2 protein-coding genes are annotated in these 1,936 nt (G+C 37.0%); both read left to right on the top strand.

Annotated elements, in window-relative coordinates:
• Positions 1-416, top strand: a 416-nt coding sequence (locus AC1DRF_RS25240) for a DUF5110 domain-containing protein (RefSeq protein WP_477741986.1), incomplete at its 5' end; no start/stop codon positions are given.
• Between the two features lie 538 nt (positions 417-954).
• Positions 955-1,936: SulP family inorganic anion transporter (locus tag AC1DRF_RS25235; RefSeq protein ID WP_477741985.1), on the top strand; the 982-nt coding region annotated here is incomplete at its 3' end.

The following is a 1,936-nucleotide window of genomic DNA, read 5'->3' as shown; positions in this document are numbered from 1 at the left end:
GGTATGAAGGGGGCAAAAAGGTTGAAATTCCAGCACCCTTACACTATACGCCGTTATTAGCTAAGGCGGGAGCAATCATCCCGATTAATGAAGCAGAAGTAACTTTTTCAACGAAGAATATGGATGAAAGAGGATTTTTATTATTTCCTTGCAGAGGGAAAGGGAAGTCTTCTTATAGCTTATACGAAGATGATGGCTTAACAAATGAATATTTGCACACATTTGCGTACATTCATGTTGATATGGAAACTACAGAAAATGAGATTCAAATAAAAATTAACAAGGAAGGTTCTTATGAATTACCTTATAATCAGATTACGTTTCACCTTCCGGAAAAAGAGCAACGTAAGCTAACTATCAATGGATTAGATCAGGATGTTAGAAAAGGAAAATATAATTACAATCTGAGCTGTTAATAAATATGATCTTTATCGATAAGTAAAAACAACTAGACCTCATAGTGGCTATGGAGTCTAGTCGTTTTTATTTATACATTGATAGCATAGTTGGATAAAAGAGATTTATTTGCTAAGAGCAATACGTATTAAAACCTTTTAACTAGGAGCCGGTGTTTCAAGCCTCTACCTAGGTCTATGTGGACAACGAATTCCTTACTCCTTCTATTTGTAGCTTTTAAAACTTTATTTATGTGAGCGTAAAGATAAATGGATGCGTTTCACCTAATTCCATCTAAAAAATAACTAAAAGAATAAATAACGCAAATTTTTAAGAAAATTTTAATAACTCGCTAAGAAACTTCTAATTTCCTCTTTATTTTTTTGTAAGTTGTCTCCTTTAAAATAAAAGTAATCGAGTAGCCCACCTTATTTTGAATGGTTGAAAGCTCAATAAGGTTGTATGACGAAAATACGAATGGGTAACCTCACTACTTAAAATGGAGGCTGATGTACACTTATGAATCTAGAGGTTTTTCGAAATTACTCCTTGCAGCATTTGAAGAAAGATATACTATCGGGTATTGTTGTTGGCATTATAGCTATACCTTTAGGGTTAGGATTTGCGATAGCTTCTGGAATATCGCCTGTTACAGGACTTTATACAACGATTGTAGCGGGCTTGCTAATTGCTATTTTAGGTGGATGTAGGTTTCAAATCGCGGGACCTACCGGTGCGTTTGTTCCTGTTTTATTAGGGATTGTGTTGCAATATGGCTATGAAAACTTATTAATTGCCGGCTTTATGTCCGGAATTCTCCTCATTATCTTTGCGCTATGTAAAGTAGGAGCTTTAATCAAGTATTTTCCGTCCTCTATTATTGTAGGATTTCAGTCGGGAATTGCGCTGATTATCTTTAGCGGGCAGATACCAAACTTCCTTGGGTTGCACGCGATTGACAAATTTCAGTTTTTTCATTTGAATATAAAAGAGATCTTTGGTAATTTACACTTCATCAACATCTATAGTATCGCTACAGCAGGATTGTGCTTAGCTACGATTTTAATTGTTCTTTACTTTTCACCTAAGTCGCTGGGAATGTCTTATTTACTTGGAATTATTGTATCAACGGGCTTGGCATCTTTTTTCTTTGCAAATCAGTTTGAAACCATTGGTTCCATTTACGGAGAGATACCTCGTCATTTCCCGGCGCCAGCGTTTCCAGATATAACAGTGGAGAGGGTGGTCACTCTTTTACCTTCTGCATTTGTCATTGCTATACTTGTAGGGTTACAATCTTTACTGACAGCTCGCGTTGCAGATGAAATGACAAAATCAAAGCACAGCAGCAAAAAAGAACTGATTGGCCAGGGAATCGTAAACATGGTAACGCCGATGTTTTCAGGTATTCCCGCAGCAGGAGAAATTGCAAGAACGGTTACCAATATTAAAAACGGCGCTTCCTCTCCAATTGCAGGAATCACGCACGCTATCTTTGTGTTGATTGTGCTGCTAGTGCTCGCTCCGTACGCTTCATACG

The organism is Priestia sp. P5_B4 (assembly GCF_056400385.1).
The sequence above is the reverse complement of the archived record's forward strand: the minus strand, read 5'-3'. Positions and strand labels throughout refer to the sequence as shown.